This window comes from Bradyrhizobium sp. (assembly GCF_030654605.1).
Lineage (GTDB): Bacteria > Pseudomonadota > Alphaproteobacteria > Rhizobiales > Xanthobacteraceae > Bradyrhizobium.
Genome location: NZ_JAURXB010000295.1, coordinates 86,296 through 112,500 on the forward strand (window position 1 = coordinate 86,296; position 26,205 = coordinate 112,500).

Sequence of the window (26,205 nt, forward strand, 5' to 3'; positions counted from 1 at the left end):
ATGAACGTGCACGCCCCCGCCTTGGCCAAAGCGCATGATCTCGACGAGCAGGCCTCGGCATTTGCCGGCGACGTCATCGAAGGTCTGTCGCAGCACCCCAAGCGGCTGTCGCCGAAATATTTCTATGACGCCGCCGGCTCCGAACTGTTCGAGCAGATCACGGTGTTGCCGGAATATTACCCGACGCGCACCGAGCTCGGCATCCTGCGCGAGCGGGCCGGCGAGATTGCGGCCATGCTTCCCGAAGGCGCGGCCCTGGTGGAATTCGGTGCCGGCGCCACCACCAAGGTCCGGCTGCTGCTGAAGCAATGCGCGTTCGGCGCCTATGTCCCCGTCGACATTTCAGGCGATTTCCTGAAAGGCCAGGCGGACGCACTGCGCCGGGATTTCCCTGATCTCGACGTCTATCCGGTTGCCGCTGATTTCACCGCGCCGTTCGCGCTGCCCGACGCCGTCAGCGCGATGCCGAAGGTCGGATTTTTCCCGGGCTCGACGCTCGGCAATTTCGAACCGCATGAAGCCAGCGCCTTCATGCGCAGCGCCCGCGAGATTCTCGGGCGCGGCGCGCAGATGGTGATCGGCGTCGACCTCGAGAAAGACGAGCGCGTGCTGTATGACGCCTATAACGACGCCGCCGGCGTCACCGCGCGCTTCAATCTCAATGTGATGGTGCGGATCAACCGCGAACTCGGCGGCAATTTCGACATCTCCGGGTTCACCCATCGCTCGATCTACAACCGCGAGCGTCACCGCATCGAAATGCACCTGATCAGCCGCAAGGCCCAGACCGTGCGGGTACTCGGCCACAGTTTTTCGTTCCGCCCCGGCGAAACCATTCATACCGAGAACAGCTACAAATACAGCCTCGACCGCTTCACCGCGCTGGCGCGCGGCTCGGGCTGGACGGTGCGCCAGTCATGGACCGACGCGGCAAAGATGTTTTCGGTTCACGTGCTGGCGGCGTCGGAGTGAGATCCGGGCCCTGCTGATTTCAGCGAGATCGATTCCCACGCCGCGACGATGACCATGATCGCGGTGGTGAGGATCGAGAGCAGCAGCGGCGACATGTCGCCCGCGAACCCGGCCAGGATGCCGAGCGCGATGATACCGGCGCCGTGTGACAGCTGAAGAAATCCGCGAATGATGTGCTTGAACAGGATGGTTCCGAGCAGGAACAACAGCGGCCCGCCGATCGCGCTCAGAACCGTCTTGAGGTCGGAATGGCCGCCGGGATGCTTGAGCACGAGTTCGTCGGCGACCGCCGCGACGATGATGCCGGCCACGATCGGCATATGCAGGTAGGTATAGGCGATCCGCGCCAGCCGCCCCGGTTCGCTGGATCTTGAAATCTGTTCGGAGCCGGCTTCCGCGCCCTTGTGGAAATAGATCCACCACATCGCCAGCGCGCCGACGAAGCTCGATGCGAAGGCGCCGACCGTCTCGACGGTCCAGGTCAGTTCGGCAAAGGTCGCACCGGTCACGACGATGGATTCGCCGAGCGCGATGATGACGAACAGCGCGAAGCGCTCCGCCATGTGGCCGCCCTCGACCACCCAGTCGGCGACCTGAGACGCGCCGTATTTCGGGATCCAGAACCGCGCCGCCGCCGAGCAGTATTCGATACCGAGCGCCACCGCCCACAGCAGCAGCCGCGACTGCCCCTCCGTAAAGCCGCCGGCGATCCAGAACACCGCCGACAGCGACAGCCATGCCGTAATGCGAATCGCATTCATGCGCGCCGCCGGCCGCGAGGGGGGCGTCGACAGCCACAGGAAGACGGTCTTGCCGACCTGCATCGAGGCGTAGGCGACTGCAAACCACAGTCCGCGCGATTCAAAGGCCTGCGGGATCGAGGTGGAGACCACGAGTCCGCCGAGCATCAGCGCAAACAGCAGGATCCGGACCGGCGTCTTTTCCGGATTGAGCCAGTTGGTGACCCAGGAGGTGTAGACCCAGACCCACCACACCGCGAGGAACAGCAGGGTGGTCTGCAACACGCCAAGCGGGGTGAAGTGCGCGAGCAGCGTGTGCGAGATCTGCGTGACCGCGAAAACGAACACCAGGTCGAAAAACAGCTCGGCATAGGTGACGCGGCTGTGCTGGTGCGGCGCGTTCACCCGATACAGCGCGCCGCCATGCTGGTCCGCCGCCATCGCCCTGCTCCGCGCTAGCCCTCCGGCACTCCGGTTTGCAGCGCCAGCGCGTGCAGTACCCCGCCCATCTGGCCCTTCAGCGACTGATAGACGATCTGGTGCTGCTGGACCCGGGATTTGCCGCGGAACGACTCCGAGATCACGGTCGCGGCATAATGGTCGCCGTCGCCGGCCAGATCGCGGATCGTCACCTCGGCGTCGGGGATCGCTGCCTTGATCATCGATTCGATATCGTGGGCGTCCATCGGCATCCAACAGGTCTCCAATCCAGCGTTTCGAATCGCAGCCAGCTTCGCTGCGGCGCGGCAGAACTTAGCCCGGCCACCCTTCTACGTCACGCTCCCTCGCACTATATTTCAGGTCTAATCCTTACAAAGTCCAATCCCTGCAAATCCCCTGACATCGTAGCCCGCGATCACAACGGGCTGACCGAAGAGGCTGTACCCCCATGAAACTCCCCGGCCCCGACCACCCCATCACCATCACGGCGAACCCGAAGCGGGTCCGCGTCTCCGCCGGCGGTGTGGTGATCGCCGACACCACCCATGCCCTGACCCTGAAGGAAGCGAGCTATCCCGCCGTGCAGTATGTGCCGCGCGGTGACGCCAATATGGCGCTGTTGACGCGCTCCGACCGGGTGACGCACTGCCCCTACAAGGGCGATGCGAATTATTTCAGCGTCAACGCCGGCGGCAGGACGCTGGAAAATGCGATCTGGAGCTATGAAACGCCGTTTCCGGCGATGGCGGAGATATCAGGCCATCTGGCGTTCTATCCGGACAAGGTCACGATCGAGGAAGTGGGCTGACCCCCATCGCGAGCCAGCGCGCCGCCCTGCCCCACGGCTGCGGTTGGAGCTTGCTCAATCCGGTTCCCGGTTGCAACATCACCCCATAATCCTGGGTTGGGGAGGCGCGCGTGTCATCGATATCCCAAACGGCAGCGGCCGCTGACATCGGCGCCGCGCCAAAGGCGAAAACGCGCAATCCGTCGCTCGACCGCGCCCGCACCTTTCTGACGCTGATCGTGCTGCTGCACCACGCCGTCATCCCCTATACATATTACGGTCACACCGATCCGACGTCGTTCTTCGGCTTCGACATGATCGTGCTCGCCACCGACAGTTTCTTCATGGCGATGTTCTTTTTCCTGTCGGGCCTGTTCGTGTGGCCGGGCATCGCCCGGAAGGGACCGCTGAACTATCTGTCCGATCGCCTGCTCCGGCTCGGCCTGCCCTTCGTGATCTGTGCGTTCACGGTGATTCCGCTGGCCTACTACTCGTTTTCGCTGCGGAACCATCCCGAAATCGGCTTTTCGGAATTCTGGTGGAATATGATCACGAAGGGCCCGTGGCCGAGCGGGCCGATCTGGTTCCTCTGGGTGTTGCTCAGCTTCGACGTGGTCGCCTGCATCCTGTATCGGCTGTCACCGAACATGCTCGATCCGATCAATCGCCTCTCGCTGCACGGTCGCCGCCGGCCGGCGGTGTTCTTCCTGGTCATGCTCGCGGTCACCGCCGCGTTCTATATCCCCGGGCGGATTCACTACGGCGCCGGCAGCTGGTTCGAATTCGGTCCGTTCTCGGTCCAGCACGGCCGCGTGATGCTGTACGCCACCTATTTCTTTTTCGGCGCCGGGATCGGCGTCATGAATATGGATCGGGGACTGCTGTCGGCGGACGGCCGGATGGCGAAGGTCAGCTGGGACTGGTTGGTGCTGGCGCTCGTTCCGTATTACCTGATGTGGGTGCTGATCACCATCAAGCGCGACATACTGGGCAATCCGGCGGACTTGCCGGACTGGTATGAGGGCGCCTATGCCATCTGCTTCACTGCGTTCAGCGTGGCCATCCTGTTTTTGATCCTGGCCTATTTCCTGAGGTTCGCCAGTTCAGGCAAGAGCGTATTCGATGCGATGCAGGCTGATGCCTACGGCATATTCCTGGTGCACTATCCGATCGCGCTGTGGCTGCAGTACTGGCTGTTCGACTTCAATCTGCTGCCGGCGACCGTGAAAGCACCGATCGGATTCGTGCTGACGGTCGCGTTCAGCTGGGCGCTGACGCGCGCGTTGCGGATGATTCCGGGTGCGAAGCGGGTATTGTGAGCACAAGCCTCTCAACGTCATTGCGAGCGCAGCGAAGCAATCCATCTGACAGCTTGCAGGCTGCCGCATGGATTGCTTCGCTGCGCTCGCAATGACGTTGCTAGACCTTCGCGTTCATGTAGGCCGGAAACCAACTCTCGAATCCGGTCGTCAGCGCGGTCACCGTCACCGGCGCCTCGCCTGCGATCGCGATCGCGCCGCCGCCCGTGGTTCCGATCCGCGCGCAGGGCACGCCGGCGCCTTTCATCTTGGCCAGCACCAGGCCGGCCTGCGCTTCCGGCACCGTCACGATGTAGCGCGCCTGATCCTCGCCGAACCACCAGGCATGCGGCACGATCGCGGCAGGCGCCGCCAGCAGCCGCGCGCCGATGCCGCTGGCAATCGCCATTTCGGCGACCGCGATCAACAGCCCGCCGTCGGACAGATCGTGCGCCGCGGTCGCGGTGCCGGCGTGGATCATGCCGCGCACCACGTCGCCGTTGCGCTTTTCGGCCGCGAGGTCGACCGGCGGCGGCGCGCCCTCTTCGCGGCCGCAGATCTCGCGCAGATAAACCGATTGCCCGAGCCAGCCATGGGTTTCGCCGATCAGCAGGATCGCCTCATCAGCGGCCTTGAACGCCAGCGTCGCGGATTTGGTGAAATCGTCGAGCAGCCCGACGCCGCCGATCGACGGCGTCGGCAGTATGCCGCGGCCGTTGGTCTCGTTGTAGAGCGAGACATTGCCGGACACGACCGGGAAGTCGAGCGTGCGGCAGGCTTCGGCAATGCCCTTCAGGCAGCCGACGAACTGGCCCATGATCTCGGGCCGCTCCGGATTGCCGAAATTGAGATTGTCGGTGATCGCCAGCGGCCGGCCGCCGACTGCGGTGATGTTGCGCCAGGCTTCCGCCACCGCCTGCTTGCCGCCTTCGAACGGATCAGCCTCGCAATAGCGCGGCGTCACATCGACGGTCAGCGCCAGTCCCTTCGGCCCGTCCTGCACCCGCACCACGGCGGCATCGCCGCCGGGGCGCTGCACGGTATTGCCGAGGATGACGTGATCGTATTGTTCCCAGACCCAACGCTTCGAGCACAGCTCGGGCGTGGCGATCAGCTTTTGCAATGCCGCCGCCACGCCGACCGGCGGCGTGACATCGCGCGCATGAATCACCGGCAGCGACGGCGACGGCACATGCGGCCGGTCGTACAGCGGCGCCTCGTCGCCGAGTTCCTTGATCGGCAGATCGACCATGGTCTCGCCGCCATGCCTGACCACAAAACGCTTGCTCGGCGTGGTGTAGCCGACCACGGCGAAATCCAGTCCCCACTTCCTGAAGATCGCCTCGGCCTGCTTTTCCTTCTCGGGCTTCAGAACCATGAGCATGCGCTCCTGGCTTTCCGACAGCATCATCTCATAGGCGCTCATGCCGGTTTCGCGGGTCGGCACCGCGTCGAGATCGAGATCGACACCGAGGTTGCCCTTGGCGCCCATCTCGACCGCCGACGATGTCAGGCCCGCCGCGCCCATGTCCTGGATCGCGATCACGCAATCGGCGGCCATGATTTCGAGGCAGGCTTCCAGCAACAGCTTTTCCGCGAAGGGATCGCCGACCTGAACCGTCGGCCGCTTGTCGGCGGAGTCCTCGTCGAATTCGGCGGACGCCATCGAAGCGCCGTGAATACCGTCGCGCCCGGTCTTGGACCCGAGATAGACGATCGGCATGTTCACGCCGGATGCGGCGGCATAGAAAATCTTGTCGGAGTCGGCGAGGCCGACCGCCATCGCGTTGACCAGGATGTTGCCGTCATAGCGGGTGTGGAAACGCACCTGTCCGCCGACGGTCGGTACCCCGAACGAATTGCCGTAGCCGCCGACGCCAGCGACCACGCCTGAGACCAGATGGCGGGTCTTCGGATGTTCCGGCGCACCAAAGCTCAGCGCGTTGAGGCAGGCGATGGGGCGTGCGCCCATCGTGAACACATCGCGCAAAATGCCGCCGACGCCGGTGGCCGCGCCCTGATAGGGCTCGATATAGCTCGGGTGGTTGTGGCTCTCCATCTTGAACACGACGGCCTGGCCGTCGCCGATGTCGATCACGCCGGCATTCTCGCCCGGCCCCTGGATCACCCACGGCGCCTTGGTCGGCAGGCCCCGAAGATGCAGCCGCGAGGATTTGTACGAGCAGTGCTCGTTCCACATCGCCGAGAAGATCCCAAGCTCCGTAAAACTCGGCACCCGGCCGATCAGCTTGAGGATGCGCTCGTATTCGTCGGGCTTGAGGCCATGGCTGGCGACGAGTTCGGGGGTGATCTGAGGCTGGTTCATGGGGCTCTTTGGGCGATTGAGGTCCCTTATTAGGGAGATCGAGGGGGGTGGAAAAGGCCTTTTATGGCGCATTTTCCCGCTGTCCATAGATTTGCGGGCGGTCCATGCGTTGTGCGCGTTTGCACATCAGGTGTGGATCGGATTTAAGGACTGAAATTCCCAAATGAAGGGCATATTTCGTTGGACGACCTGACCAAATCCGCATTCCTCAACCGCCCCGATCTCCACGTCGAAACCGAGGGTGAATTCGCCGGCTGGCGCACCTGGACCCGCGACCACTACGAATCCCACAACGGCCCGTTCTGGCACCGTATGGAGGACGACGGCAGCGTGCGATGCGCGTTCCGGGTCGAGAAGAAACACCTTAACGGCATGCGCAACGTCCATGGCGGCTGCTTCATGACATTTGCGGACTATTGCCTGTTCGCGTTTGCCACCCCGATGCTGCAGGGTCCGGGGGTGACGGTGTCGTTCGGCTGCGAGTTCATCGACGGCGCGCGCGAGGGTGAACTGGTCGAAGGCACAGGCGAAGTCATGCGGGCCGGCGGCTCGATGATCTTCCTGCGCGGCGTGCTGAAATCCGGCGAACGCTCGCTGTTCACGTTCTCAGGCACCATCAAGCGGGTGAAGTGGAAGCCGCCGGCCAAAGCAGGTGCCGTTGCCACCTAGCAATGCAGAGACCGAAGGTGGCGCCAGACCGGCGCCGCCGGCCGATCCAGCCGGTTCTCCCCGGGCCCGGCGCGGCTGGCGCGATTATGCGCTGCTGCTGGCGCTGGCCTGCTGCTGGAGTTCGACCTATCCGTTGACAAAAATCGGGCTCGGCTCGATCCCGCCGGTCACCTTCATCTCGGCGCGCTCGCTGATCGCGGCATTTTTCCTGATCGCCATTCTCTATGCGCGGGGCAAGCGAATCCCCGGCGATGCCAGGGCCTGGAAGCTGTTCGCGCAGCAGCAGACCATCAATTCGACGATCCCGTTCCTGATGATCACCTGGGCGCAGCAATATGTGGCGGCGGCGCCGACCGTGGTGCTGGCCTCGACCACGCCGATCTTCGCCTTCCTGATCACCTGGGGCATCACGCGGCACGAGCCGGCCACGCTGTTGAAGCTCGCCGGCGCCGTGCTGGGGCTCGCCGGCACCGCCGTGATCATCGGCCTCGATGCGCTGGGCGGGCTCGGCGGCAATATCCTTGCCGAAATGGTGATCCTGCTCGCCACGGTCTCCTTTGCCTGCGCCACGATCTTCGGGCTGCGGCTGACCGAATACGACCCGATGGTGGTGGCGGCGGGCTCGCTGCTGTTCGGCGGCCTGCTGCTGTTGCCGGTGTCGATGATCGTCGATCATCCCTGGACCTTGCGGCCGACCACGGAAGCGCTGGTCGCCACCGTCACCATGGGGATTTTTTCCAGCGCATTCGGGCTGATGCTGTTCTACATGTGCCTGTCGCGGCTCGGCACGCTGACCACCAACGCGCAAGGCTATCTGCGCATTCCGATCGGCGTCGGCCTGTCGGTGCTGCTGCTCGGCGAAACCGTGCCGTCCAATCTGGCGCTTGGCCTCGTCCTGGTCATGGCCGGGGTCGCCGCCATGACCATCCCCGGCGACAGCTACCGCCGCTGGATCAACCGTTTTCGCGCCAGACTCTGAAGGCGTGATCGGGCGAAACGGTTGCCGTCCTGACCGTAGATCCCTATTTTCCCTGGTTGGAGAAAACACCGATGATCTCATTCCCGATCGAGGGGGGCTGCACCTGCGGGGGTGTACGCTACCGCATGACGTCGCCTCCCCTCATCGTCCACTGCTGCCACTGCCGCTGGTGCCAGCGCGGCGGCGGCGCATCGTTTGCGCTCAATGCCATGATCGAGGCCGATCGGGTCGAACTAGTGTGCGGCGAGCCTGAGATCATCGTGACGCCTTCGCTCAGCGGCAAGGGCCAGAAGATCGCGCGATGTCCCAAATGCCGTATCGCGGTCTGGAGCAATTACGCGGGTTCAGGCGACCGCTTCCGCTTCGTTCGCGTCGGCACGCTCGATATGCCGGATGCGCTGCCGCCGGACGTGCACATTTTCACGATGTCGAAGCAGCCCTGGGTCGTGCTGCCCCCCGATGTGCCCGCCGTTGAAGAGTTTTATGACAGGGAAAAGTTGTGGCCCGCGGCGAGCCTCGCGCGGTGGCGGGCGGCACGCAGCGCACCGGGCGATTGACGTTTCAACCAGTCGATCCGTTCGGCGCCAGTAGCCGCGCTCTTACGCCGCGCGCTCCAGATGCGCCACCAGCCCGGCGAACAGGCCACGGCCGTCGGTGCAGCCCATGATGTCTTCGACGTGGTTTTCCGGATGCGGCATCATGCCGAGCACGTTGCCGCGCGCGTTGACGATACCGGCGATCGACTGCGCCGCGCCGTTGATGTTGGACTGCTCGTCGACCACGCCTTCGGCGGAGCAGTAGCGATAGAGCACCCGCCCCTCGCCCTCGAGCCGCTTCAGCGTCTCCTCGTCCGCCTCGTAATTGCCCTCGCCATGAGCGACCGGCACGCGGATCACCTGGCCGGCATTGTAGCCGCGGGTGAACGGCGTATCCGAACGTTCGACCCGCAGATGCACGTCATGGCAGATGAATTTCAGCTGCGCATTGCGCATCAGAACGCCGGGCAACAGGCCGGCCTCGCAGAGGATCTGAAAACCGTTGCAGACCCCCAGCACGAGACCGCCGCCGGCGGCAAAATCGCGCACCGCGTCCATGACCGGCGCGCGCGCGGCAATGGCGCCGCAGCGCAGGTAGTCGCCGTAAGAGAAACCGCCGGGCACCACCACGAGGTCGGTGCCTTTGGGCAAAGCGGTCTCGGCATGCCAGACCATCGCGGCTTCCTGCCCCGATGCGAGTTTCAGCGCCCGCGCCATGTCGCACTCGCGATTGATTCCGGGAAAGACGAGAATTGCGGATTTCATTGGCGACCTAGCTCAGAACTTCAACCCGGTAATTCTCGATCACGGTGTTCGCCAGCAGCTTGTCGGCGGCATCCTTCAGCGCCGCTTCGGCCGTGGCCTTGTCGGAGCCCGAGATCTCGATGTCGAACACCTTGCCCTGGCGCACGCTGGCGACGCCATCGACGCCGAGCGATTTCAGCGCTCCCTCGATGGCCTTGCCCTGCGGATCCAGAATGCCGGATTTCAGTGTAACGGTGACGCGTGCTTTCATATTTCCAACCCAGTATTCTACTGCGACACCCCTGCGTAACGGCTTCGCCGTTATCACCTGAGGTGCTCGGGCAAGGCCCGAGCCTCGAAGGGCGACATTGGAGTCCATGTCTCATCCTTCGAGGCTCGCCCAAGCGGGCTCGCACCTCAGGATGACGGCAATCAGCTCTTGACCAGCACCGGACCCGAGCCGATCGGCCGCTCGTTCTCGGTCAGGATGCCCAGACGCTTGGCGACCTCGGTATAGGCCTCCAGCACGCCGCCGAGATCCCGGCGAAAACGGTCCTTGTCGAGCTTCTCGTTCGACTTGACGTCCCAGAGCCGGCACGAATCGGGCGAGATCTCGTCGGCGACGATGATTCGCATCATGTCGTTTTCGAACAGCCGGCCGCATTCCATCTTGAAGTCGACCAGGCGGATGCCGATGCCCAGAAACAGCCCGGTAAGGAAGTCGTTGACGCGGATCGCCAGCGCCATGATGTCGTCGATTTCCTGCGGCGTGGCCCAGCCGAACGCCGTGATGTGCTCCTCGGAGACCATGGGGTCGTTGAGCTGGTCGTTCTTGTAGTAGAATTCGATGATCGAGCGCGGCAACTGGGTGCCTTCCTCGATGCCGAGGCGCTGCGACAGCGATCCCGCCGCCACATTCCGCACCACGACCTCCAGCGGCACGATCTCGACCTCGCGAATCAGCTGTTCGCGCATGTTGAGCCGGCGGATGAAATGGGTCGGCACCCCGATGTCGTTGAGGTGCTGGAACAAGTACTCCGAAATCCGGTTGTTGAGGACGCCCTTGCCCTCGATCACCTGGTGTTTCTTGGCATTGAACGCGGTCGCATCGTCCTTGAAGTGCTGGATCAGGGTTCCCGGCTCCGGACCTTCGTAAAGGACCTTGGCCTTGCCTTCATAAATGCGGCGTCGGCGGCTCATTGGGATGTACCGTGTGTTGTTGAAATCCATGAATTTGGTGTGCTCCGGATGACAAGGGATTGCGACCCACGACGGAGCTGCCGTGAAGGCCAGGAACAGGAAACAGAACGAGAACCGGGCCTCATGCCCAACCTATCTGATTGGCCTATCGAGCACAATCGATCCGGTCCCCTGGGGCCAAGTTTTACCCCTGCCGCCTGCGGCTTAAAGCCGGTTGTCTTAACCATTGGCTGACGTTATCTAAGCGCGCGAGAGGGCGGCCGCAACGAGGCCGCCGCACCAATTTGGCAGGGATCGGAACCCGGATAATGAGCACATTCGACAAGCGTGAAGAAGGCTTCGAGAAGAAGTTCGCCATGGACGCGGACCAGAAGTTCAAGGCCGAGGCCCGCCGCAACCGGCTGCTTGGGATGTGGGTGGCGGAAAAGCTCGGAATGTCCGGCGACGCTGTCGCGGCTTACGCCAAGGAAGTCGTTGCCTCGGATTTCGAGGAATCCGGCGACGCCGACGTGGTCCGCAAGGTGCTGGGCGACCTCACCGCCAAGGGCGTGGCTGTGACGGAGCAGGAGCTTCGGGTGAAGATGGACGAGCTGATGGCCGTGGCCGTCATGCAGGTGAAGGCGGGAACTTAAGATTCGGTCCCGCCACCGTCATTGCGAGGAGCGCTTGCGACGAAGCAATCCAGCGGCTTGCGTGCGGCAAGATGGATTGCTTCGCGGAGCCTGTCATCGGGCGCGCATTCGCGCGACCCGTTGGCTCGCAATGACGGCCAAAAGCCCTACCCTTCCTTGAATCCATATTCCGGCACATTGCCGCTGGCGCCGTAATATTTGTACGGCAGGAATTTGCCCGACATCGTGATCTTGACGCGGTCGCCCTTGGGGTTGGGCAGGCGTTCCATCACCATGTCGAAATCGATCGCCGACATGATGCCGTCGCCGTATTCCTCTTCTATCAGCGCCTTCCAGGCCGGGCCGTTGATCATCACCAGTTCGTAGAAACGGTAGATCAGGGGATCGGTCGGCGGCATCGCCGTGCCCTCGCCGCGCATCGGCGTCTCGTTCAGCATCGCTACTTCCGATTTTGAAAGTCCGAACAGTTCGCCGGCGTTGGCGGCCTGCGGTTTCGTCAGTTTCATCTGGCCGAGGATGGCGCCGACGATCAGGACCTCGGAATAGCCGCCGATCTTTTCGCAGATGTGCTTCCAGCTCCATTCCTTCTCGCGCTTGATATCGAGCAGCTTTTCCGTGAGGTCGGATCGTTTCATTTCAGTCTCCTGCTTATTCGTCATGCCCGGGCTTGTCCCGGGCATCCACGTCTTTCTCGCTTGGTCTCATGAAGACGTGGATGGCCGGGACAGGCCCGGCCATGACGCCTGGTTTAATTCCTCTGGTCCTGATGCAACGACCAGCTCTGGCTTTCCGATCTTCACCACCGGCACGTTGCGCGGGTCATGCCCCGGGAAATCCGTCGCAAAGGTCTTGCTGCGGCTGACCAGGAAGTCGACGATGTGGTTGCGCACCGCGTAGTAATAGGGATGGCGGTGCAGGTCAGTGCGGCCGCGATCTTTCGGCAGCGGATTTTCCACAATCTCGGCGAGCACGGCGCCGGGGCCATTGGTCATCAGGAAAATCTTGTCGGCTAAATAGATCGCCTCATCGACGTCATGGGTGATCATGAACGCGGTCTGCCCGGTCTCGAGACAGATCCGGCGCACCTCGTCCTGCAGCGTGCCGCGGGTCAGCGCATCGAGCGCCGAGAACGGCTCGTCCATCAGCATGATCTTCGGCGTGATCGACAGCGCGCGGGCAATGCCGACACGCTGCTTCATGCCGCCGGAGAGTTCCGACGGCCGCTTGTGCTCGGAGCCGGTGAGACCCACGAGATCGATGAAGGTCTGCGCGTGGGCTTTCACTTTGGCGCGGTCCCAGTCGCGCCATTTCGAGGTCACGGCATAGGCGACGTTGCCGAGCACGGTGCGCCACGGCAGCAGCGCATGGCTCTGGAAGATCACGGCGCGGTCGAGGCTGGTGCCCTCGATCGCCTGGCCGTCGACGATCACGGCGCCTTCGCTGGGCTCATCGAGCCCGGCCAGGATGTTCAGCACCGTGGTCTTGCCGCAGCCGGAGTGCCCGATCACGCAGCCGAACTCGCCGCGCGCCATCGACAGCCAGAGATTTTCGAACACCGCGATCTCGCCGCCGGAAGCACCGGGATAGCGTTTTGCGATGGCCTCGATGGAGATGAATTTGTCGGTCATCGCATCACTCCGGGAACGTGACCATGCGCGTGAACCGCGCGAGGACCTGGTCGAGCAGCATGCCGACCACGCCGATCAGCAGGATGGCGATGATGACGTTGGTGATCGAAAGGTTGTTCCACTCGTTCCAGACGAAGTAGCCAATGCCGGTACCGCCGACCAGCATCTCGGCGGCGACGATCACCAGCCAGGCGATGCCGATCGAAATCCGCATACCCGTCAGAATCGTCGGCGCCGCCGCCGGCAGGATCACCGTGAAGGCGCGCCTGACGGTGCCGACTTCCAGCGTGCGCGCGACGTTGATCCATTCCTTGCGCACCGCGGCCACACCAAACGCGGTGTTGAGCAGCATCGGCCACACCGAGCAGATGAAAATGACGAAGATCGCCGACAGCCCGGAATCCTTGATGGTGTAGAGCGCCAGCGGCATCCAGGCCAGCGGCGAGATCGGCTTCAGGATCTGGATGAACGGGTCGAGCGCCTTGTTGATCAGGGGCGACATGCCGATCAGGAAGCCGAGCGGGATCGCGACGATCACGGCAAGAAAATAGCCCAGCCCGACGCGGGCGATGGAATAGCCGAGCTGGATGCCGAGGCCCTTGTCGTTCGGGCCGTTGTCGTAGAACGGCCTTCTCACATGTTCCCACAGTTTGGCGCCGACATCGAGCGGGCCGGGCATCGCCGATTTGCCGGCGGTCGCGGTCAGCCCCATCAGCTTGGCGTATTCCGGCGTCATGGTGGCGACGGTACCGGTGCCGCGGGTGGCGATATGCCAGATGCCGATGAAGGCGAGAAACAGCGCGATCGACACGATCGCCGCGCGAAGGCGGAGGGAAGGGTTCATCGGACACGCCCTCTCGGCATGTCGTCCCGGCGAACGCCGGGACCCATAACCCCCGGTATTGCGGATTGCGGAAGGTGTCTGACATCATGCCGCAACGAGACGTCACGGCGCCGCGATGAACGCAATTTGCGTTCACGCTGGGGTCCCGGCGTTCGCCGGGACGACGGACGAGAATGCATCTCCCTCACGACGCCTTCCTGATCTTGAAGCTGTTGAGATACTCCTCGGGCTTGGCCGGATCGAACGGCTTGCCCATTACCGAAAAACTCTTGGTGGTGGTGGTCGGCGGCGTCAGCCCGGCTTCCTTCATCAGCCTGGTGGCATCGGTGGCGAGATAGACCTGGGAGGCGATGCCGGCATAGTCGATGTCACCCTTGACCTGACCCCAGCGCTTCATCTGCGTCATGATCCAGATCGCGAAGGACTGCCACGGGAACGGATCGAAATCGACGCGGTTGGGCTGCTTGACGATATTGCCGAGGCCGTCGGCAAAGGTGCCGGTGAGGATCTGCTCGAGTACGATTGGCGGCTGGTTCAGGTAATTCGCCGGCGCGATCGCTTCCGCGATCTGCTTGCGGTTCTCGGCCTTGTGGGCGAACGCGGTGGCCTCGATGATCGACTTGAGCAGCGCGCCGTAGGTGTTCGGCATCGAGGTGACGAATTCCTTCGACGCTGCGAAGGCGCAGCACGGATGCCCCTCCCAGATGTCCTTGGTGAGGATGTGAATGAAGCCGACGCCGTCATAGACCGCGCGCTGGTTCATCGGGTCGGGGCCGAGGAAGCCGTCGATGTTGTCGGCGCGCAGATTGGCGACCATTTCCGGCGGCGGCACCGCGCGGATCTGCACGTCGGCGTCGGGATCGATGCCGTGCTCGGCGAGATAATAGCGCAGCAGATAATTGTGCATCGAGAAGTCGAACGGAACGGCGAACTTGAAGCCTTTCCAGTCCTTCGGATTGCGCTTGTCCTTGTGCTTGACCGACAGCGTGATGGCCTGGCCGTGGATGTTCTCGACTGCCGGCATGGTGTAGGGCTGCGGATTGGAGCCGACGCCCATGGTGATGGCGAGCGGCATCGGCGACAGCATGTGGGCTGCGTCGTATTCCTTGTTGATGGTCTTGTCGCGGATGACGGCCCAGCCGGCGGTCTTGATGACTTCGACGTTGAGGCCGTTCTTGGCGTAAAATCCCATCGGCGCCGCCATGATGATCGGCGTCGCGCAGGTGATCGGAATGAAGCCGACCTTGAGGTCCTTCTTTTCCAGCGGCCCGCCTTGCGCGAACGCCTCGGTCGCGGTTTTCAGCGGGAAGAATTGCGACACCGCGGCAACGGCGGTGGCGACACCCACCGATTTCAGGAAGGCGCGTCGCGCGACATCCTGCGGAAACATCGCGCGCATGACGGCGGAAGCCACCACGCCCTCGAAGCGGGCCTCCTCGGACGAAGCGACAACCGGCTGCAGCGACAGCCGAGCGGCGGTGTCGTGTTCGGCTTCGTTGACGTGCTGACCGCAGCTGCAGCCCTGGGAATGGAGACGGCGGGCCGGATCGAACGGATTGTCGAACGTGGACATGAAACCTCCTGCGCTTCGTTGCCCTTGCATTAGGCAAAGAGCGTGCCAGCCTGCGCCACACGCACTTGTTCAATGGACGCAGTGTTTTCGACGGATGTTGGCAATTACGAAAATTCGTGATACACGATAATTCGTAGTCAAATTACGATTTTTCGGAGTTCTGAGTGATGGAACTGGCGCCGCTCGCTTCGGCCATAACGGGGCGCGACCTCGATCTGCGTACCCTCACCTTCGACTATCTGACCGAGCCGACGCTGCTGCTCGACCCCCATGCCGATGAGATCGTCGATGCCAACCCGGCCGCCTGCGCGCTGCTCGGCTACGACCGCGCGCTGCTGCGGGAGACACGAATCAGCGCGCTACATGCCGGGCAATTGCCGGCACTGATCGTGTTCACCCAGGCCGTGCTCGCCAAGGGCAGCTACTGGACCAACGCGTTGACGCCGCGCCATGCCACCAGCCAGCCGCTGCGGCTGGAATATACGGGATCGCGGGTGCCGCATGACGGGCGCGCGCTGATGCTGCTGACCATGAGCGATCTCGAAGCGCGCCGCCGCCGCTCTGTCGATGCCACTGCCGAGGACCACATGCGCAGCGGGCTCGCCGCCTGGCAGCGGGTCGAGCGGGTGTTTCAGGACATCGAGCGGGAAAACCAGCTGATCCTGCGCGCCGCGGGCGAAGGCATCTACGGCGTCAACGCCGAGGGCAAGACCACCTTCGTCAATCCCGCGGCCGAGCGGATGCTGGGCTGGGCCGCCGAGGAACTGGTCGGCAAGGCGATCCATCCGATCGTCCACCACAGCCACCACGACGGCAGCCATTACCCGGACGAGGATTGCCCGATCTATGCCGCGTTCCGCGACGGCGCCGTGCACAATGTCGGCGGCGAGGTGTTCTGGCGCAAGGATGGCTCCCCGGTCTGGGTCGAGTACACATCGACGCCGATCCGCGACCGCGGCATGGTGGTCGGCGCCGTGATCGTGTTTCGCGACGTCAGCCAGCGCCGCGACGCCGACGAGAAATTGCACGCGGCACTCGCCGAAGTCGACCGCCTGCGCGAGCGGCTGGAGCTGGAAAACGCTTATCTGCAGGAAGAAATCCGGATCGAGACCAACCCGCGCGGCATCATCGGCCAGAGCGGGGCGATCCAGAAGACCTTGCGCCAGGTCAAGCTGGTGGCGCCGACCACCGCGGCCGTCATGATCACCGGCGAATCCGGCACCGGCAAGGAGCTGATCGCGCGCGCCATTCACGAGGCCTCGGCCCGACGCGACCGGCCGCTGATCCGCGTCAACTGCGCCGCGATCCCGCGCGAATTGTTCGAGAGCGAGTTCTTCGGTCACGTCAAGGGCGCCTTCACCGGTGCGGTGCGCGACCGCATCGGCCGTTTCGAGCTCGCCGACGGCGGCACGCTGTTTCTCGACGAGGTCGGGGAAATTCCGCTGGAGTTGCAGGGCAAGCTGCTGCGCGTGCTGCAGGAAGGCAATTTCGAGCGCGTCGGCGAAGAGCGCACCCGCGCCGTCGACGTCCGGCTGATCGCGGCCACCAACCGAAACCTGAAGCAGGAAGTGGCGCGCGGCCGGTTTCGCGAGGATCTGTATTTCCGGCTCAACGTGTTTCCGGTGGAGTCAGTCCCGCTGCGCGACCGCCGCGAGGATATTCCGCTATTGGCCCAGCACTTCCTGATGAGCGAAAGCAAGGAGCTGAAATCCGACCTGCGGCTGTCGGAGGGCGATGCGCGGCGGCTGCAGCGCTACGACTGGCCCGGCAACGTCCGCGAACTGCAGAACGTGATCGAGCGCGCCGCGATCCTGTCGCAGAACGGACGGTTGCGCATCGATCTGCCGGACACATCAGCACCGCACGCGCCGTCCGGTGCCGGCCGGCAAAAGGCGGAAGCGCGGCCTGCGGTCATGACCTCGGCCGAGTTGCGCGACCATGAGCGCGGCAATATCCTGGCAGCCCTCGCCGCCTGCAACGGCAAGGTGTTCGGCCCCGGCGGCGCCGCAGCATTGCTGGACATCAAGCCGACCACGCTGGCCTCGCGCATGAAGGCGCTGGGCCTTGCACCCGTTCGCGCCGCCAGGCCTTACGCCTTCACGACGACTTCCGGATCTTGAAGCTGTTGAGATATTCCTCGGGTTTTGCGGCGTCGAAGGTCTTGCCCATCACCGCGAACGACTTGTAGGCGGTTGCGGGCGGCGTCAGCCCCATCTCCTTCATCACCTTGGCGGTATCGGTCGCGAGGAACACCTGTTCGGCCACCGACTTGTAATCGACATCGCCCTTGATCTGGCCCCAGCGCTTCATCTGGGTCAGCATCCATACTGCGAAGGATTGCCAGGGGAACGGATCGAAGTCGACGCGCCTGGGATCCGTCTTGATGCCGCCGAGTCCGTCGGCATAGGTCCCGGTGAGAACCTGCTCCAGCACCGTGACCGGCGCATTGATATAGTTCGCCGGCGCGATCGCCTCGGCGATCTGCTTGCGGTTCTCCGCTTTCGCGGCGTAGGCGGTGGCATCGACGATCGCCCGCGTCAGCGCCGCAAAGCTGTTCGGCGACGTCGTGATGAACTCCCGGCTCGCCGCGAAGGTGCAGCAGGGATGGCCGTCCCAGATTTCATTGGACAGGATGTGCAGGAAGCCGACGCCGTCATAGATCGCGCGCTGGCAGATATTGTCGGGCGCGAGGAAACCGTCGATGTTGTCGGCGCGCAGATTGGCGACCATTTCCGGCGGCGGCACCGACCGCAATTGCACGTCGGTGTCGGGATCGATGCCGTGCTCGGCGAGATAATAGCGCAGCAGGTAATTGTGCATCGAGTAATCGAACGGAATGGCGAACTTCATGCCTTTCCAATCCCTGGGGTCGCGCCGGTCCTTGTGCTTCATGGCAAGGGTAATGCCCTGCCCGTTGATGTTCTCGATCGCCGGCACCGTGAAGGGAATCGCGTTGGCCCCCAGCCCCAGCGAAATCGCGATCGGCATCGGCGCCAGCATGTGCGCGGCGTCGTATTCCTTGTTGATGGTCTTGTCGCGGATCACGGCCCAGCCGGCGGTCTTCACCACCTCGACGTTGAGGCCGTATTTGGCATAGAAGCCGAGCGGCGCCGCCATGATGATCGGCGTCGCGCAGGTGATCGGGATGAAGCCGACCTTGAGGTCCTTCTTCTCGGGTACGCCGCCCTGCGCAAATACCTCGGTCGCCGTCTTGATCGGAAAGAACTGCGAGACGGCGGCCAGCGCGGTCGACGCCCCGACCGATTTCAGAAACGCGCGGCGCGCGGCATCCTTCGGAAACATCGCCCGCATCACGGCGGAGGCAACCACCCCCTCGTAACGATGCTGCTCGGTCGGCGCCGGCTCGCAGCGCAGCGTCAGCGCCGCCTGTTCGTGTTCCCTGGCGGAGCCATGCTGGCCGCAGACGCAGCCTGATCGTGACAGCTTGCGATCGGCATCGAACGCATCGTCGAAGGTGGACATGCCCCATTCCTCTGTGTGGTGTCGGATGATTGAACGGCCAACCGCGCCGCTTTCAGCGGTTCATCGCCGGCCGCCTCAGTGCGGCCGGACGATGCAGACCTTGCGGGCTCTTATGCCGCCTTCTCCGTCAGCCTGGCGTCGGTGGGCAGCCCTTCCTCGATCGGCAACGACGGATCGCGCGACCATTCGTTCCAGGACCCGAAATACATCCGCACGTCCTTCACCCCGGCGTTTTTCAGCGCGAGGAAGGTGTTGGAGGCCCGGGCGCCCTTGAAGCAATAGAGATAGACCGGGGTATTCGGCGTGATGCCGACGGTGGCGCATTCGGCCAGGATCTCGTCCTTGGACTTGAAGCGCGGTCCCTCCGAGGTCGGCTTCATCATGCGGTACCATTCGAGCCACACCGCGCCGGGAATCCGTCCCTTGCGCGGGCAGAAATCCTTGCCGTAGGGCGAGGAGCTGTCGCCGATCCATTCATCGACGTCGCGGACGTCGAGCAGCGCGACGCCGGGCTTGCCGACGGCGGCCAGCATGGTCTTGGCATCGATCAGGATGTCGCCGGCTTCCGGAACGATCGAGAACGAGGCCGGCGCCGGCGTCGGAACGTCCGTCGTTACCGGCAGGCCCGCGGCGGCCCAGGCGTCGAACCCGCCATGCAGCACCTTGATCCTGGGATAGCCGAGCATGGTCAGGAGAAAATATCCGCGGCAGGACTGCCCGAAACCGGAATTCATCGACTGCTCGTAGATGACGGCGGTTTCCTTGCCCGACAGCCCGGCCTTGCCGAAGGCGTCGGCGAATTTTGTCTTCAGCTCCTGCATGCCCTCCGGCGTCGAGGTCGCGAGGAAGGTGAAGATTTCATGCACGTTGACGGCGTTGGGGAGATGCCCCGCGCCGTAGGCATCCGGGTTGCGCGTGTCGATGATGACGCACGGCTCTTTAGTGATGAATTCGGCGAGTTCGCCGGCGGAAATCAAAACATCCGTCATGTCAGGCCTCTCCTGTTTTCGTCGTTGAAAGTTAGGGTCGATCCGATGTTCTCGAGAAATCTGTCTGCTCACCTCTCCTGCAAAAACGCCCGCCAATTCTCCCCCTGCAAGACTCACGCCTCTGCCAGCATTTTGCGCAGCTGCTTGGTGGCGGGCGTGACGATGGCGACGAAGTAGGCCTCGCGCAGCCGGCGCTGCGCGCGGTGGCTTTTCAGGTAACCGCGCGCGCCGCAATGGAGCATCGCCGCATGCGCGGCCGCGACACTGGCCTCGCCCGCCCGCAGCCGAAGCGCCACGACCTGACGCCAGTAGCTGTCGTCCGCGTTGTAGGGGTCGCGCGCCAGCTCCATGGTTTCGGTTTCGAGTTCGGTCAGCAGATCCTGGAAATTGACCGGCTGCTGCGGCAGATAGCGGTTGACGTGGCCGAGCGGCCCGGCGACCTCGTTCATGATCGCGATGCAATCCCGGATCAGGCCGGTCGCCATGCCCGCCTGCAGCAGGATGAAGCCGGCGCGGATTTTCTTGACGAACGGCCCGGCCGGCGCGGCGAGGACGTGATCGTCCGCTATGAAGGCATCGCGGAACTGGACGCCGTAGGTGCCGGTGCCGTCCATCGCCAGAAACGGCTGGCACGGCGTCAGCGTGATGGCGGGATCGGAACAGTCGGCGAGAAACATCACGATCTCGTTCGGCTTGTCCTCGATCTCGAAGATCGTGCCGAACAAATGATCGGGACCGAGATTGGACACCCAGGGCAGCGCGCCGCGCACGACGTAGCCGCCCTCGACCCTGCGCCCCCTGAGCTTGAACTTCTCGATTCCGTAAAACGTCTTCATCGGATTGGACAGGCCGGTGCCGCCGAGGATCTTTCCCGCGGAGACGCCGTCGGCGAACCGCGCCGTCAGCGCCGCATTGCCGGAATTCGTCACGTACCAGGCCAGCGTGTTCTGGCACCACGCCATGAAGGCGGTGGCGCCGCAGACCTCGCCGAGCGCCGAGATCGACTGAATGGCGCAGCACAGATCGGCCGCGCCATTCGCCGGTCGATGCGTACCCCACGCCCCGGCATCGCCGAGACGCCGGAGCAGTTCGGCCGGATAGACCGTGCCGTCGTCGATGCCGGCCGCGAGCGGCGCGAGATCCTTGCGTGCCATCGCCGCCACCCCGGCGACGACGGATGCCTGTGAAACACCGCCGACATCGTCGACCGGCAGACGCGATACAGCCACTTGACCCATCAGACTCTCCGTAGCGGTTTTCGGGGACGCGATTGCACGCTTGACGCTCTAGGCGCTGACCTCGAGATTGACGGGCCGCGTAAAGGTATTGGCAACCGGCGACCACTTCTTGACGTGGGTCACCAGCGCGTCGATCTCGGCCTGGGCAATGCCTTCGCAGACCATGTCGACCTTGACCCGCACGTCGGTGAAGCCGACCGGCTTCTCGCTGACGTCGCCGGTGCCCCACACCGCCGTGATGTTGAGGTCGCCTTCGAGCTGCAGCTCGAGCTTGTTGACGATCCAGCCGCGATGCACCGCGTTGGCGTGCAGCCCGACCGCGAGGCAGGAACCCAGCGCCGCCAATGATGCTTCCGACGGATTCGGCGCGGTGTCGTCGCCGAGCAGGCCCGGCGGCTCGTCGACGATGTAGGGCGGCAGGTTGCGGATGTAGTTGGCGTGGCGGAACTTGCCTTCGGCCACCGTCTTGCACTTCAAGGTCTTGATCACCTTGGGGTTGGCCTTGCTGGTGACGATGAGTTGTTGCAGCCCGTCCTTGTCGATCGGAGCAAGGCAGCCTGTCAGCACTGTTTTCTGGGCGACCGCGGTCATTTGTTTCTCCCTGGGAGGTAGGATACCGAACGGTCTGTTTCCTGCATGAAGCGTGCCAGAGACCGCCCGGCCGAAAACCCGAACGCCTGAAGCCGCTTAGGCCGGATTGCCCGAAAACCGATCGGTAGCCTCCTGCCTAAACCAGGTGCAATCGCTGCTTCATCGCGGAGATCTTGAGCACTGCAAGATGCGACTTGATGCGTGCGTCGCATTTCGATTAACTGAGCGCATGCGCAAACCTGCTTCGAAGAAGCGTTCCTCCGCCGCACGTCCCGCTGCCGGCGACGACGAGTCCGCGCACGGACGCCTGCTCGGCGCCGCGACGCGGCTGTTCTGCAAGGACGGCATCAACGCCACCGGCATCGACGCCATCATCAACGAGGCCGGCACCGCCAAGACCACGCTCTACAAGCTGTTCGGTTCGAAAACCAATCTGGTGCATGCCGTGCTGGAGACCGAGGGCAGGCAGTGGCGCGAATGGTTCATCGATTCGATCGAGACCGGCGGCGGCAGCGCGCAGACCAAGCTGGCGCGAATCTTTCCCGCGCTGAAGAGCTGGTTCGGCGAGGAACGGTTCTACGGATGTCCCTTCATCAATGCGGTCGCCGAGCACGACAAGGACCAGAAGCAATTCCGCGCCATCGCCATGAAACACAAGAAGGTGGTGCTGGCGCACATCGAGAAGCTGGCCGGCGAGATGGGCGCGGCGGAGCCGGAAGTGCTGGCGCACCAGCTCGCGCTATTGATCGACGGCGCCATCGTCGCGGCCATGGTCTCGCGCAATCCCGATGTCGCCGACACCGCGGGATTGGCCGCGGGCTCGCTGTTCGGACCGTCGAAGCTGAAGAAACCGAAACGCGCGGGCGAGACGCCACAGTTGATGGCGGTGTAGCAACTGGCCGTCATTGCGAGCGAAGCGAAGCAATCCATTCTTTCTTTGCTCGGCAGCATGGATTGCTTCGCTTCGCTCGCAATGACGAACCCTTTTCCTACCGTGCCTCCAGCACGCGCGTCTCCAGCCGGTCGAGCTGTCCGCCGATATCGGCTTCGACCTCTGCCGACACCATCGCGACCACGCGATAGCCTCGCGCCTCCAGCCATGCTTGCCGCGCCGCACGGTCCTTGACGATCACCTCGGTCTCATCGGGATTGATCAGCTCGATCGCGATCCGGTGCACGAAACTGACAAAATCCGGAATGTGGCGGCCAACCGGGGTCTGGCGTTTGAACTGCCCGGCAAAACGGCGGTCGGTTCGCAAGCCCTCCCACAGGATGCGCTCGGCGTCGGTCGGGTTGCGCCGCAACAGCCGCGCCAGCCCGCGCACGGTGCCGCTTTCCGACGGCAGCGCGTGCTGCCCGTGCTCGGCGAGCAGCGCGCGCAGGCGGGTGGCCTGTTCGCCGTCGAGCACGCCGCCCTTGGCAGGGCCCTTGCGCCCTTCCGCGATCGCCATCACCACGCCGTGCAGCGTGTGCATGTCCTGCTTGGTCGGCTCCATCCGGGTAAAGATGTTGCGCAGATTGACCAGCATGGTCTCGCGCTTTTCCGCCGGCCGCAGGAATTCGACCTTGTCGAGTTCGCGGATCAGATTGTCGAAGAACGCCTGCATCTGGTGCTGCGAGGCGGGCTCGGAATGCTCCGGCATCGCGAACGGCAGCGCCCCCGCGGTCGAGAGCTTGAACCATTCATAGCCGATCAGCAGCACCGCCTGCGCCAGATTGAGCGAGGCAAAACCCGGATTGACCGGAAAGGTGATGATGCGGTTGGCCAGCGCCACCTCCTCGTTCTGCAAGCCGTAGCGCTCGCGGCCGAACAGGATTCCGACCGTGCCGCCGCCGGCGACGCCGGCCACGATCTCCCGCGCCGCGGCTTCCGGGGCGACCACCGGCTTGGCCTGGTCGTGGGCGCGCGCGGTGGTGGCGAACAGCAGCGTGCAGTCGGCCACTGCCTGCTCGACGGTGTCGAACAGCTCGACCGCATCCAGGATATGGTCGGCGCCGGAGGCGGCGCGCTGGGCGCTGATGTTCGGCCAGCCGTCACGCGGATTGACGATTCTTAAACGGGTTAGGCCGAAATTGCCCATCGCGCGCGCGGCCATGCCGATGTTCTCGCCGAGCTGCGGCTCGACCAGAATGATGACGGGCCCCGCCAGCGTGACGCTCGATTTGGTTTTGTCGGTGCCCGATCCGGACATTCGCTTCACTTTCTGAATCAACGTCTGAAGGATGTGAATCAAGTTCCGAAGAACCTGATTCAACGGCTCACGGGCCAGCCGTAGTGGATTGCCCAGCGGGCAGGATTTCTCAAGCCAAATAACAGGGTTAGGGGCGCCATCTAACGCTCAGCCAAAGCCTCGGCCGGCTTTGGATACCTTCTGCTTGCGCGCATTATACTTTCGGATAGGCTATCAAGCACAAGCAAAGCGAACCCGATAGCCGGTTCAACGGCTGGGGACTCAGGGGAGGCGTTGATGCGCGGCAGATGGTCATTGGCGATTGCCGGAGTGATCCTGATCCTGGCCGGCGGGCTGCTCGCCCACTTCACCCAAACCGCAGGCGGCATCCGGATCCAGGATATCCGCTTCAAGGGCGCCAAGGGCAACACCATGAGCGCCCTGCTCTACATCCCCGCCAATGCCACCGCGCAGACCCCGGCCCCCGGCATTCTCGCGGTCCACGGCTACATCAATTCGCGCGAGACCCAGGACGGCTTTGCCATCGAATTCGCCCGCCGCGGTTACGTAGTGCTGGCGCTCGACCAGACCGGCCACGGCTACAGCGACCCGCCGGCTTTCGCCAACGGCTTTGGCGGCCCCGATGGACTGGCGCATCTGCGCAGCCTCGACATCGTCGACAAGAACAATATCGGACTCGAGGGTCATTCGATGGGCGGCTGGACCGTGCTGGCGGCGGCCACCGCGATGCCTGGCGATTACAAATCGATGGTGCTGGAGGGATCCTCCACCGGCAAGCCGTTCGCCGCCGACGGCACCGCCGGTTGGCCGCGCAACGTCGCCTTGGTGTTCGCGCAATATGAGGAATTTTCCACCCTGATGTGGGGCGTCGACCTCGCCCGCGACGTCGCCAAGAGCCCGAAGCTCTGGACCCTGTTCGGCACGCAAGGCGCCGTCGTATCAGGCAAGGTCTATGGCGACATCGCGCAAGGCACGGCGCGGGTGCTGTACACGCCGGCGATCACCCATCCGGCCGAACATATTTCGCATCAAGCGATCGGCTACAGCCTCGACTGGTTCGCCAAAACGCTGCAGGGCGGCACCCCAAAACCGGCCGACGACCAGATCTGGCTGCGCAAGGAGATCGGCACGCTGATCGCCTTGCTCGGCTTTGTGGCGTTGCTGATCGGCGCCTTTGACGGCCTGCTGGAAGCAAAAATGTTCTCCCGGCTGCGGCTGCCCGAGATCGCCGACGGCACCATGCCGGAGCATGTCGCGGCCGACGGCCGCCGCTGGACCGTGGCGTTCCTGCTCTCGGCCTTCATCCCGGCGCTGACCTATTACCCGGCGTTCGCGCTGGCCGGCACGTTTGTAACGCCGTCCGCGTATCTGCCGCAGGGTATCACCAACCAGATCATGGTCTGGGCGGTCATCAACGCCCTGATCACGCTGGCGCTGATGCCGTTCGCGCCGAAGCGCGCCAGCCGCGCCGGCATCATCGGCCAGTCCGTGGTGATCGCGATCGCGACTGTCCTGATTGGCTACGCCGCGCTGTGGCTGGCCGACCTCGTCTTCAAGATCGATTTCCGGTTCTGGATCGTCGCGCTCAAGCTGATGAGCGCGAAGCAGTTCTTCATCTTCCTGATCTACCTCGTTCCGTTCACGGCATTTTTCGTGGTCGCGCTGCATGTGCTGCACCGCAATTTCTCGACCATGGGCTCACCGCGCGGCGCGCTCTATCTCACCAATATTCTGGCGCTGACGCTGGGCTTCATCGTGCTGCTGGTGTTGCAATACGGCACGCTGTGGCTGACTGGAAAACTGTTCAACCCGCTGCCCGATCCCGGTTTCGTGCCGCTCTCCACCATCGTCGCCATCCAGTTCGTGCCGCTGCTCGGGATATGCGCCGTGGTCGCGACCTTCACCTGGCGGCGCACCGGCTCCAGCCTGCCGGGCGCGCTGATCTGCGGGCTGTTCGTCACCTGGTACGTGGTGGCGGGCACCGCGACGCAGGCGGCGTTCTGATCGCCGCGAACCGCGTCCGCGCTCGCCGCGACCAAGCGTCATGTCCCCGCAGCAGCAGCGCTATCCGCATACGCACACGCCTTCACATGGGTCATCAAGAGCGGCCATCGGCGCCGACTGTGATGCAATGGGGAAGTTTCATCCGCGAAACCCATACCGTCGGAACCAATCGTCGGAGCGAGTTTCACCTCGCTGCTTCAAATCTCCGTAATCAAACAGATCCATAGAGCGGTCATTCGTACGACGGCGATGTACAGGTGTGGCTCTTGTCGTTTGAATTGCTTCGCTTTTTCGGAGGTCCTTTAACTCTTGTCCGAACAATGTCCGCTCCAAGCCACC

The 26,205-nt window shown here is 63.7% G+C and carries 25 protein-coding genes; 10 read left to right on the forward strand and 15 right to left on the reverse strand.

Features of this window, described 5'->3' with window-relative positions; all coding sequences use genetic code 11:
• Positions 1-972, forward strand: a complete 972-nt coding sequence (gene egtD / locus Q7U29_RS27160) for an L-histidine N(alpha)-methyltransferase (protein WP_304746628.1) — start codon at positions 1-3, stop codon at positions 970-972.
• Here the strand turns inward: egtD and Q7U29_RS27165 are convergent.
• Positions 948-2,153, reverse strand: coding sequence for a low temperature requirement protein A (locus Q7U29_RS27165; RefSeq protein WP_304746630.1), 1,206 nt, complete (start codon positions 2,151-2,153; stop codon positions 948-950). The two genes, egtD and Q7U29_RS27165, sit on opposite strands and share 25 nt — an antisense overlap.
• Before the next feature lie 14 nt (positions 2,154-2,167).
• Positions 2,168-2,404 carry a BolA family protein gene (locus Q7U29_RS27170; RefSeq protein ID WP_057838868.1) on the reverse strand — a complete coding sequence of 79 codons (237 nt, stop codon included), beginning with the start codon at positions 2,402-2,404 and terminating at the stop codon, positions 2,168-2,170.
• A gap of 197 nt (positions 2,405-2,601) precedes the next feature.
• On the opposite strand from Q7U29_RS27170, the gene Q7U29_RS27175 reads away from it, so the two are divergent.
• Positions 2,602-2,961, forward strand: a complete 360-nt coding sequence (locus tag Q7U29_RS27175) for a DUF427 domain-containing protein (protein ID WP_304746632.1) — start codon at positions 2,602-2,604, stop codon at positions 2,959-2,961.
• A 110-nt stretch (positions 2,962-3,071) separates the two neighbouring features.
• Positions 3,072-4,259, forward strand: coding sequence for an acyltransferase (locus Q7U29_RS27180; RefSeq protein WP_304746633.1), 1,188 nt, complete (start codon positions 3,072-3,074; stop codon positions 4,257-4,259).
• A gap of 100 nt (positions 4,260-4,359) precedes the next feature.
• Here Q7U29_RS27180 and purL read toward each other — a convergent pair whose 3' ends face one another.
• Positions 4,360-6,564, reverse strand: a complete 2,205-nt coding sequence (gene purL / locus Q7U29_RS27185) for a phosphoribosylformylglycinamidine synthase subunit PurL (protein ID WP_304746635.1) — start codon at positions 6,562-6,564, stop codon at positions 4,360-4,362.
• A 180-nt stretch (positions 6,565-6,744) separates the two neighbouring features.
• Between purL and Q7U29_RS27190 the strand changes: the two genes are divergently transcribed.
• The 3 genes from Q7U29_RS27190 to Q7U29_RS27200 all read left to right on the forward strand — a co-directional run bounded on the left by Q7U29_RS27190 (position 6,745) and on the right by Q7U29_RS27200 (position 8,769).
• On the forward strand, positions 6,745-7,233 hold the full coding sequence (locus Q7U29_RS27190; RefSeq protein ID WP_304746637.1) for a PaaI family thioesterase: 489 nt from the start codon (positions 6,745-6,747) through the stop codon (positions 7,231-7,233).
• A gap of 91 nt (positions 7,234-7,324) precedes the next feature.
• Positions 7,325-8,212, forward strand: coding sequence for a DMT family transporter (locus Q7U29_RS27195; protein ID WP_304746677.1), 888 nt, complete (start codon positions 7,325-7,327; stop codon positions 8,210-8,212).
• Positions 8,213-8,283: 71 nt separating this feature from the next.
• On the forward strand, positions 8,284-8,769 hold the full coding sequence (locus Q7U29_RS27200; RefSeq protein WP_304746639.1) for a GFA family protein: 486 nt from the start codon (positions 8,284-8,286) through the stop codon (positions 8,767-8,769).
• Between the two features lie 42 nt (positions 8,770-8,811).
• Here the strand turns inward: Q7U29_RS27200 and purQ are convergent, their stop codons facing one another.
• From purQ to purC, 3 genes are all read right to left on the reverse strand, one after another.
• Positions 8,812-9,513, reverse strand: a complete 702-nt coding sequence (gene purQ / locus Q7U29_RS27205; RefSeq protein ID WP_304746641.1) for a phosphoribosylformylglycinamidine synthase subunit PurQ — start codon at positions 9,511-9,513, stop codon at positions 8,812-8,814.
• A gap of 7 nt (positions 9,514-9,520) precedes the next feature.
• Positions 9,521-9,763, reverse strand: coding sequence for a phosphoribosylformylglycinamidine synthase subunit PurS (gene purS, locus Q7U29_RS27210; protein ID WP_304746643.1), 243 nt, complete (start codon positions 9,761-9,763; stop codon positions 9,521-9,523).
• 161 nt (positions 9,764-9,924) lie between these two features.
• Positions 9,925-10,692: a phosphoribosylaminoimidazolesuccinocarboxamide synthase gene (purC, locus tag Q7U29_RS27215; RefSeq protein WP_291860075.1), complete on the reverse strand. Its 768-nt coding sequence runs from the start codon at positions 10,690-10,692 to the stop codon at positions 9,925-9,927.
• A gap of 308 nt (positions 10,693-11,000) precedes the next feature.
• Here purC and Q7U29_RS27220 point away from each other — a divergent pair, with 308 nt between their 5' ends.
• Positions 11,001-11,324 (forward strand): DUF1476 domain-containing protein, encoded by a 324-nt coding sequence (locus tag Q7U29_RS27220; protein ID WP_304746645.1) that lies wholly within the window; start codon positions 11,001-11,003, stop codon positions 11,322-11,324.
• Between the two features lie 146 nt (positions 11,325-11,470).
• Here Q7U29_RS27220 and cynS read toward each other — a convergent pair whose 3' ends face one another.
• From cynS to Q7U29_RS27240, 4 genes are all read right to left on the reverse strand, one after another.
• On the reverse strand, positions 11,471-11,959 hold the full coding sequence (gene cynS / locus Q7U29_RS27225) for a cyanase (protein WP_304746647.1): 489 nt from the start codon (positions 11,957-11,959) through the stop codon (positions 11,471-11,473).
• Between the two features lie 66 nt (positions 11,960-12,025).
• The gene (locus tag Q7U29_RS27230) at positions 12,026-12,952 is read right to left on the reverse strand and encodes an ABC transporter ATP-binding protein (RefSeq protein ID WP_304746649.1); all 927 of its coding nucleotides are present in this window, start codon (positions 12,950-12,952) and stop codon (positions 12,026-12,028) included.
• A 4-nt stretch (positions 12,953-12,956) separates the two neighbouring features.
• Positions 12,957-13,796 (reverse strand): nitrate ABC transporter permease, encoded by an 840-nt coding sequence (gene ntrB / locus Q7U29_RS27235; RefSeq protein WP_304746651.1) that lies wholly within the window; start codon positions 13,794-13,796, stop codon positions 12,957-12,959.
• 184 nt (positions 13,797-13,980) lie between these two features.
• Positions 13,981-15,369: a CmpA/NrtA family ABC transporter substrate-binding protein gene (locus tag Q7U29_RS27240; protein WP_304746653.1), complete on the reverse strand. Its 1,389-nt coding sequence runs from the start codon at positions 15,367-15,369 to the stop codon at positions 13,981-13,983.
• 167 nt (positions 15,370-15,536) lie between these two features.
• On the opposite strand from Q7U29_RS27240, the gene Q7U29_RS27245 reads away from it, so the two are divergent.
• Positions 15,537-17,489, forward strand: coding sequence for a sigma 54-interacting transcriptional regulator (locus Q7U29_RS27245; protein WP_304746655.1), 1,953 nt, complete (start codon positions 15,537-15,539; stop codon positions 17,487-17,489).
• Here the strand turns inward: Q7U29_RS27245 and Q7U29_RS27250 are convergent.
• From Q7U29_RS27250 to Q7U29_RS27265, 4 genes are all read right to left on the reverse strand, one after another.
• Positions 17,467-18,852: a CmpA/NrtA family ABC transporter substrate-binding protein gene (locus tag Q7U29_RS27250; protein WP_304746657.1), complete on the reverse strand. Its 1,386-nt coding sequence runs from the start codon at positions 18,850-18,852 to the stop codon at positions 17,467-17,469. The genes Q7U29_RS27245 and Q7U29_RS27250 overlap by 23 nt on opposite strands.
• A gap of 110 nt (positions 18,853-18,962) precedes the next feature.
• A complete protein-coding gene (locus Q7U29_RS27255; protein WP_304746659.1) occupies positions 18,963-19,841 on the reverse strand; it encodes a sulfurtransferase in 879 nt (292 codons plus the stop codon).
• 113 nt (positions 19,842-19,954) lie between these two features.
• Entirely contained in the window at positions 19,955-21,079 is a 1,125-nt protein-coding gene (locus Q7U29_RS27260) for an acyl-CoA dehydrogenase family protein (RefSeq protein ID WP_304746661.1), read from the reverse strand.
• Positions 21,080-21,127: 48 nt separating this feature from the next.
• Positions 21,128-21,670: an OsmC family protein gene (locus Q7U29_RS27265; protein ID WP_304746663.1), complete on the reverse strand. Its 543-nt coding sequence runs from the start codon at positions 21,668-21,670 to the stop codon at positions 21,128-21,130.
• Between the two features lie 229 nt (positions 21,671-21,899).
• Here Q7U29_RS27265 and Q7U29_RS27270 point away from each other — a divergent pair, with 229 nt between their 5' ends.
• Positions 21,900-22,562, forward strand: coding sequence for a TetR/AcrR family transcriptional regulator (locus Q7U29_RS27270; RefSeq protein ID WP_304746665.1), 663 nt, complete (start codon positions 21,900-21,902; stop codon positions 22,560-22,562).
• A 97-nt stretch (positions 22,563-22,659) separates the two neighbouring features.
• On the opposite strand, the gene Q7U29_RS27275 is transcribed toward Q7U29_RS27270, so the two are convergent.
• Positions 22,660-23,862 carry a TrmJ/YjtD family RNA methyltransferase gene (locus Q7U29_RS27275; RefSeq protein ID WP_304746667.1) on the reverse strand — a complete coding sequence of 401 codons (1,203 nt, stop codon included), beginning with the start codon at positions 23,860-23,862 and terminating at the stop codon, positions 22,660-22,662.
• A 276-nt stretch (positions 23,863-24,138) separates the two neighbouring features.
• Between Q7U29_RS27275 and Q7U29_RS27280 the strand changes: the two genes are divergently transcribed.
• Positions 24,139-25,866 (forward strand): S9 family peptidase, encoded by a 1,728-nt coding sequence (locus tag Q7U29_RS27280; RefSeq protein WP_304746669.1) that lies wholly within the window; start codon positions 24,139-24,141, stop codon positions 25,864-25,866.
• The last annotated feature ends 339 nt before the right edge of the window (positions 25,867-26,205 follow it).

What these genes read in the sequence shown, in the direction of transcription:
- egtD (WP_304746628.1), top strand. Translation starts at nt 1, where the DNA reads ATGAACGTGCACGCCCCCGCCTTGGCCAAAGCGCATGATCTCGACGAG.
- Q7U29_RS27165 (WP_304746630.1), bottom strand. Translation starts at nt 2,153, where the DNA reads ATGGCGGCGGACCAGCATGGCGGCGCGCTGTATCGGGTGAACGCGCCG.
- Q7U29_RS27170 (WP_057838868.1), bottom strand. Translation starts at nt 2,404, where the DNA reads ATGCCGATGGACGCCCACGATATCGAATCGATGATCAAGGCAGCGATC.
- Q7U29_RS27175 (WP_304746632.1), top strand. Translation starts at nt 2,602, where the DNA reads ATGAAACTCCCCGGCCCCGACCACCCCATCACCATCACGGCGAACCCG.
- purL (WP_304746635.1), bottom strand. Translation starts at nt 6,564, where the DNA reads ATGAACCAGCCTCAGATCACCCCCGAACTCGTCGCCAGCCATGGCCTC.
- Q7U29_RS27200 (WP_304746639.1), top strand. Translation starts at nt 8,284, where the DNA reads ATGATCTCATTCCCGATCGAGGGGGGCTGCACCTGCGGGGGTGTACGC.
- purQ (WP_304746641.1), bottom strand. Translation starts at nt 9,513, where the DNA reads ATGAAATCCGCAATTCTCGTCTTTCCCGGAATCAATCGCGAGTGCGAC.
- purS (WP_304746643.1), bottom strand. Translation starts at nt 9,763, where the DNA reads ATGAAAGCACGCGTCACCGTTACACTGAAATCCGGCATTCTGGATCCG.
- purC (WP_291860075.1), bottom strand. Translation starts at nt 10,692, where the DNA reads ATGAGCCGCCGACGCCGCATTTATGAAGGCAAGGCCAAGGTCCTTTAC.
- Q7U29_RS27220 (WP_304746645.1), top strand. Translation starts at nt 11,001, where the DNA reads ATGAGCACATTCGACAAGCGTGAAGAAGGCTTCGAGAAGAAGTTCGCC.
- cynS (WP_304746647.1), bottom strand. Translation starts at nt 11,959, where the DNA reads ATGAAACGATCCGACCTCACGGAAAAGCTGCTCGATATCAAGCGCGAG.
- Q7U29_RS27230 (WP_304746649.1), bottom strand. Translation starts at nt 12,952, where the DNA reads ATGACCGACAAATTCATCTCCATCGAGGCCATCGCAAAACGCTATCCC.
- ntrB (WP_304746651.1), bottom strand. Translation starts at nt 13,796, where the DNA reads ATGAACCCTTCCCTCCGCCTTCGCGCGGCGATCGTGTCGATCGCGCTG.
- Q7U29_RS27240 (WP_304746653.1), bottom strand. Translation starts at nt 15,369, where the DNA reads ATGTCCACGTTCGACAATCCGTTCGATCCGGCCCGCCGTCTCCATTCC.
- Q7U29_RS27245 (WP_304746655.1), top strand. Translation starts at nt 15,537, where the DNA reads ATGGAACTGGCGCCGCTCGCTTCGGCCATAACGGGGCGCGACCTCGAT.
- Q7U29_RS27250 (WP_304746657.1), bottom strand. Translation starts at nt 18,852, where the DNA reads ATGTCCACCTTCGACGATGCGTTCGATGCCGATCGCAAGCTGTCACGA.
- Q7U29_RS27255 (WP_304746659.1), bottom strand. Translation starts at nt 19,841, where the DNA reads ATGACGGATGTTTTGATTTCCGCCGGCGAACTCGCCGAATTCATCACT.
- Q7U29_RS27260 (WP_304746661.1), bottom strand. Translation starts at nt 21,079, where the DNA reads ATGGGTCAAGTGGCTGTATCGCGTCTGCCGGTCGACGATGTCGGCGGT.
- Q7U29_RS27265 (WP_304746663.1), bottom strand. Translation starts at nt 21,670, where the DNA reads ATGACCGCGGTCGCCCAGAAAACAGTGCTGACAGGCTGCCTTGCTCCG.
- Q7U29_RS27270 (WP_304746665.1), top strand. Translation starts at nt 21,900, where the DNA reads ATGCGCAAACCTGCTTCGAAGAAGCGTTCCTCCGCCGCACGTCCCGCT.
- Q7U29_RS27275 (WP_304746667.1), bottom strand. Translation starts at nt 23,862, where the DNA reads ATGTCCGGATCGGGCACCGACAAAACCAAATCGAGCGTCACGCTGGCG.
- Q7U29_RS27280 (WP_304746669.1), top strand. Translation starts at nt 24,139, where the DNA reads ATGCGCGGCAGATGGTCATTGGCGATTGCCGGAGTGATCCTGATCCTG.